The organism is Clostridium thailandense (assembly GCF_019207025.1).
GTDB lineage: Bacteria > Bacillota > Clostridia > Clostridiales > Clostridiaceae > Clostridium_AM > Clostridium_AM thailandense.
Map to the genome: position 1 here is coordinate 1 of NZ_JAEEGC010000147.1, position 5,700 is coordinate 5,700.

Below are 5,700 nucleotides of genomic sequence, written 5' to 3' on the forward strand. Positions count from 1 at the left end.
TATACCGAAATCCCAATGGTTTAATAATATAAAAAAATTCGCTTAAAGCCAAACTTTTTCATTACGTTTTGTGCCTTGAGCGAAGCGAAAGGAATGGATATAATTATGAAATTGAAAAAAGTTATTATAAATTCTTTGTTTTTAGCTATAGGAACTGTACTTGCTCAGGTTATTCCACCAGTGTTCTTCGGGATGAAGCCTGGTACTGGTTTAGTTATGCTATTCATTATAATAATGCTTAATGATGATTATAAAACCTGCTTAACAGCTGGGCTTGTGCTAGGTTTACTCGCTGCAGGTACTACATCCTTCCCTGGAGGGCAAATACCAAATTTTATAGATAAAATAATAACAGTAAATGTTTTATTCTTCTTATTAAAACCACTAAGAAATAGATTGAATAATCAAATAACAATTGTTTTAACTTCAGCTTTAGGAACAGCTATCAGCGGAACTTCATTTTTATTCTTAGCTCTAATGACTGTAGGATTACCTACAAAGTTTAATATATTATTATTCACAGTAGTACTTCCAGCCTGTGTTATAAATACTGTATTAAGTTCAATTTTATATAATGCTATAAATGCAGCAATTAAAAGAGCTGATATTAAAGAAATCTAATTGAGAAAGAAGAATTGATATGGATAGATATTACGAAAAAGCTTTAGAAATTAATAAAGAACTTATTATCAATAGAAGAACTCTGCATAACTATGCAGAAATCGGATTTGATCTTCCACAAACCACCGCTTTTGTAATGAAAAAGCTAACTGAATATGGTCTTACTCCTTCTCTTGTAGGAAAAGCAGGAGTAAGCTGCACCTTAGGCCATCCTGGCAAAACCATATTGCTCCGTGCGGATATGGATGCCCTTCCTATGGTAGAAAAGACGGGATTAGATTTTGCTGCTCCTAATGGAAACTGCCACTCCTGCGGCCACGACTGTCATACTGCTATGCTGCTTGGTGCTGCAAAATTGCTAAAACAAAATGAAGATAACTTAAAGGGTACTGTCAAATTTATGTTTCAACCTGCAGAAGAATTGCTAGCTGGTGCAAACGACATGATAGCAGCTGGAATACTTGAAAATCCAAAGGTAGATACAGCCCTAGGAATACATGTTAAGGTTGGTTATGAAACCTTTGATGTTGGTTCTGTTACCTACGCCAAAGGTACTGCCCTCTATTCTGGTGATGCTGTTCGTATTACTATAAAGGGAAAAAATGCCCATGGAAGTACTCCTGAGAAAGGTATTGACGCAATTAACATTGCGGCCCATGTTGTTATTTCATTACAGGAAATTATCTCAAGAGAAATACCTTGCACTGAGCATGCCGTATTAATTGTTGGCAAGATACAAGGTGGAGATACTGTCAACACCTTGGCTGGCAGTGCAGTAATTGAAGCTTCTATTCGTGCCACTACACAGGAAATGCGTGATTTTCTAAAGAAGAGAGTTAAGGAAATCAGTGAAAATGTAGCTGCAACCTTCAGAGGTCAGGCAATTGTAGAATTTGTATATGGTATTGGACCTCTATATAATAACCCATCTTTTAGTGATGAAATTGCAGGCTATTGTAAAAAGATTTTAGCTGCAGAAAAAGTAAAAGAAATTCCTACGGCTTGTGGTACAGAGGATTTTACTAGTATTGCAGAACTAGTGCCCTCAGTTATGCTAAACCTTGGTGCTGGCAGTCTTGAAGATGGTCATATCTGCTCCATGCATAATCCAGGTATGATCGTAGATGAAAAAGTTTTACCTCTAGGTGCAGCTCTATATGCCTACTGTGCTGCACAGTATCTAGAAAACAACCAGTGCTAATGTTGCTAAATATAGACGTCCACGGCCGACATTTAACTTATTCTCCGAGATATATTGACATTCTTTCGACTCAATATATCCCTGCGTATAAGTTAAATATCTGGTTTGGGTGTCTATAAAATAAGAACTATAATTTATTTCTTCTCTAAAGATTTCTTTTCTAAAGCCTTCAAATCTTTTAGCATATTAATGAATTGAGGTCTTTCTCTAATCAAATCAAATTCTGGTGCCTCAAGTACTTTAAATAGATTCTCATATAAATTCATAGTTATAGTTCTCTTACCCTCCGGTATTTCATTAAAACACCAAATAGAACTAAATTTTTGAGGAGTATTGATATCATTTTTCTCTATATCTTCTATCATTTTATTTAATATGTTTATTGCTTTTTCAGCTTCATTAAACATTAGACAAGTATGCGCAAAATTTAAATATTCAAAAGCAAAGCCAAGTACAGAATTTTCTCCATTCGAAAAAACCTTTCTGATATCTATATATAAATTATGATACTTCTCTGCCATAGCAAAATCTTTTTCATCTTTCATATATGAATTAGCTAATCCTATACATGCATGACCTATATCATCTATGCCTTTGTATAGTTTACTTTGCAGCATCTTCCTAGCTTCTTTCAATTCATTTCTATTTATATATATGTAAGCCAGCAGCACATCCGGGTCCAACTCACTTTTATGAATTCTATTTAATGCCTCTATAGCTTTATCTTCTTTCCCTATTGTTGGATAATACGCCCCTAGTTGAAATAATGCTTGCTCAACTAACTCCACTTTACTACAATTTTGTGCAACATCTTCGAACAGCTCAATTGAATACTCTATCATCTTCATTCCAGCTTCCTTATCTGCACTTTTCCAAGAATACATATTAAATAAAAAGCCTATTCTAAGCTTTAAGTAATAGCTATTAGGATATTTTGATATATAATCCTTACTTCTGTTTGTAGCTTCTTGCAATTCACCACTACTAAAAAGCTTCTCACATTCAATAAATATATTCATAATTTCATTATCAGTAAGTTCAATTTTAAAATCTAACAATTTATCAATAGTAACGTTAAAAAATGTTGCAAGAATAGGCAATAGAGTTATATCTGGATATGAAATTCTACTCTCCCACTTTGATACTGCCGCTGTAGACACTCCAATAAAGTTTGCCAGTTGATCTTGAGTAATTCCTTTTTCTTTTCTTAATCTATAAATAACATCACCTATTAATAATTTCTCCATTAGTTATCACTCCACACTTTTATTATTGGATCCTACCTTTAGTATATCTTAATTTAGAATATACACCAATGGATTCATAGTTGAATTTACTTCAAAAAGCTTAACCACAAGTTAAGTTTTTATATAATTATCTTAGCAGCGGCATACTTCCTGTTAACTTGTTCACTTTTTTCTTGTTACCACAAATAGCAATCCCAAAATATGTATGTTCTTCTTCTAATGTGTTTGAAGTCTTATTAAGATATTCGCTATAAACATTACAACTTTGTGCAACATCAGAAAAATCAGCTACGATCACATCCTCATAATCAGAAGTATATAATTTTTCTCTCAATTCTCTAATGACTTCTTTGTTCCCTTTAAGAATAGGTACTGGTATCGTAATAATACCTAGATGACTTTGTCCAGAAGCATCATCAGCGTCTTGGCCTACTAGCTCAGGAGCTTGCTTTCCTAATGTAACCCCTAGTATTGCAGCAGTATTGGTAATAATGCCTAATGGAAGATTTTCATCTATAATCATAACACATTTGGTATCCTTTTCTTTTATCATTTATTTCACTCCTTATCATTTATCCAACGGCTACCATCCGCAACACTTCCTAAACTATAACATCTGATATGCCTCTGGATAAGTTATTCTAAAACTCATTTGATGAAAATATTCTTATATTGCTTTGGTGTAAGACCAATCAGTTTTTTAAAAAAGTTGGTAAAGTGACTTTGATCTGCAAAACCTGTTTGGAACGCTACATCTATCAGAGAGGCTCCCTGCTCTAACAGTTTCTTTGCCTTACTGATACGGATGGTTTCAAGATAACTATATGGCGATATTCCTTTTTGTTTTGTAAAGGACCGTATTAAATAATATTTATTTAATCCTGCTAGGTCACTTAGTTCATTTAATTTAATATTTTTCATATAATTTTCTTCTAAATACTCACATACAGCATATATCTCTGCATTTATCTCCTGTGAAGCAGCACTTGAAACCGTATCGGCATGTTCACTTATCAATTGCTGAATTATAAATAGAAAAATCTCCTCTTTTTTAAAGTCCTTTTCATTGGACATCACCATAAAATGAAGCTCACGTAAAGTAGATACAAGGTCGCTATGAAATAAGACTGGTTCTTTAAAATAAGGTAAATAGTCTTTTCCTGTTATTTCAAACACAGCTTTTCTCATTATCTCTTGTTGAATATTGATACAGCAATAATCAAGGGCTCTGCTATCAATCTGTTCACAGGTATGGTTGTCACCAGGATTAAATAAAGTTAAATCTCCAGGCTCTATATTATACTCTCTATTTTTGCAAGATAAGTGCCTTTGCCCACTTTCAATAAAACCAATTACATAATACTCATGAAAATGATTTGGAAATTTTTGCATAATTCCCTTGAAACTATAAGCTTCTATATTTAATTCTGCATCAAAGCAAATTGTCCGAACTTCATTTTGCATTAATTATCATCCTTTCTTTAGTATTTGTGTTTAAGAATAACATAAATAATTTAATAATTCTTGTATGATATTGCTCTAGTGAATTCCAAAAAAGGAACCATCTCACTATAGATGTCCAAACCAGACACTTAACTTATGAGCAGGGAGATATTTACATTCTGGAAGGCACAATTAAATGCTTTAGACCTATCAAAAGTATTTATTGTGCTGGAAGAATGCCAATATATCCGGTCGGATAAGTTAAGTGTCGGCCGTAAGTGTCTATAGTGTGAAAGCTCCTTTATAATATACTTTACATTATGTTATACAACTTTTTATAGAACTCATATGGATTATCACTCATTATAAAATGTCCACTGCTTGAAATAGAAATTCTCTCAATATCTTTAAGCATCTTTAAAACATCCATTTGTGAATTTTTATCTCCATAAATATACTTTTTGTTTACTTTTAAATCAATAAATAGGCTTAATAACTTATTACTGTCTGACCATTCTACAAGGGATTGGGCGCTTTTATAAAATGCTGAAGAGTTACATTTAGCAAGCATTTCACCCCATAATTTTGAACTAAGGTCTTCTGAAAGCCTGCTAGACATTATCAATTTATCAAATAATTTATTTTGAAATTCTTCAAAGGAATATCCTACTGTCTTTCTACTAACTATGCCGCAATCATCTCCAATTAAATTTCCCTCAACACTTATAAAAGATGCCAGCCTATCTTTAATTCTTTCCGCTAGTAATAGACCTATAGCTCCCCCCATACTGTGAGCCACAATATGAATTTTATCATACTGAAACTGATTTAATAATAAATTACATAGTTCTGCTTGTTCTTCCATGTCATAGGAAAAATCCATAGGTTTTGAGGAATCTCCATAACCAACTAAATCAAAGGTTAACAACGAATAATTTTCAAACTCTGATGAATCCCATACATGTTCAAAAGAATTTTTAGAGCACCCTAATCCATGAATAAACATTATAAGTTCATCATTACCATTTCTAAATTTAGTAGATATCTCAAAGAACTTTCCTTTATAATTCACTATAACTTTGGATATTATTCCGTTCTGATTCATTATATATAATCTCTCCTTCAAAAAAATTGCAATTGTATAAATCTAATATAGATACCCACACTAGAAAGTTGACTTATACGCAG

6 protein-coding genes are annotated in these 5,700 nt (G+C 32.7%); 2 read left to right on the top strand and 4 right to left on the bottom strand.

What is annotated here, in order from left to right:
• Window positions 1-99 precede the first annotated feature (99 nt).
• Entirely contained in the window at window positions 100-621 is a 522-nt protein-coding gene (locus I6U48_RS24225) for a tryptophan transporter (protein WP_218323059.1), read from the top strand.
• A 19-nt stretch (window positions 622-640) separates the two neighbouring features.
• The gene (locus I6U48_RS24230; protein ID WP_218323055.1) at window positions 641-1,822 is read left to right on the top strand and encodes a M20 metallopeptidase family protein; all 1,182 of its coding nucleotides are present in this window, start codon (window positions 641-643) and stop codon (window positions 1,820-1,822) included.
• 134 nt (window positions 1,823-1,956) lie between these two features.
• Here I6U48_RS24230 and I6U48_RS24235 read toward each other — a convergent pair whose 3' ends face one another.
• From I6U48_RS24235 to I6U48_RS24250, 4 genes are all read right to left on the bottom strand, one after another.
• Complete coding sequence (locus tag I6U48_RS24235; RefSeq protein WP_218323056.1) at window positions 1,957-3,069, bottom strand: helix-turn-helix domain-containing protein; 1,113 nt, start codon at window positions 3,067-3,069, stop codon at window positions 1,957-1,959.
• A 127-nt stretch (window positions 3,070-3,196) separates the two neighbouring features.
• The gene (locus tag I6U48_RS24240; RefSeq protein ID WP_246615528.1) at window positions 3,197-3,622 is read right to left on the bottom strand and encodes a DUF2000 domain-containing protein; all 426 of its coding nucleotides are present in this window, start codon (window positions 3,620-3,622) and stop codon (window positions 3,197-3,199) included.
• Window positions 3,623-3,717: 95 nt separating this feature from the next.
• Entirely contained in the window at window positions 3,718-4,533 is an 816-nt protein-coding gene (locus I6U48_RS24245; protein WP_218323057.1) for an AraC family ligand binding domain-containing protein, read from the bottom strand.
• A gap of 292 nt (window positions 4,534-4,825) precedes the next feature.
• Entirely contained in the window at window positions 4,826-5,617 is a 792-nt protein-coding gene (locus I6U48_RS24250) for an alpha/beta hydrolase (protein ID WP_218323058.1), read from the bottom strand.
• Between the last annotated feature and the right edge of the window lie 83 nt (window positions 5,618-5,700).

Coding starts and splice junctions, on each gene's coding strand:
- I6U48_RS24230 (WP_218323055.1), top strand. CDS start 641: ATGGATAGATATTACGAAAAAGCTTTAGAAATTAATAAAGAACTTATT.
- I6U48_RS24235 (WP_218323056.1), bottom strand. CDS start 3,069: ATGGAGAAATTATTAATAGGTGATGTTATTTATAGATTAAGAAAAGAA.
- I6U48_RS24240 (WP_246615528.1), bottom strand. CDS start 3,622: ATGATAAAAGAAAAGGATACCAAATGTGTTATGATTATAGATGAAAAT.
- I6U48_RS24245 (WP_218323057.1), bottom strand. CDS start 4,533: ATGCAAAATGAAGTTCGGACAATTTGCTTTGATGCAGAATTAAATATA.
- I6U48_RS24250 (WP_218323058.1), bottom strand. CDS start 5,617: ATGAATCAGAACGGAATAATATCCAAAGTTATAGTGAATTATAAAGGA.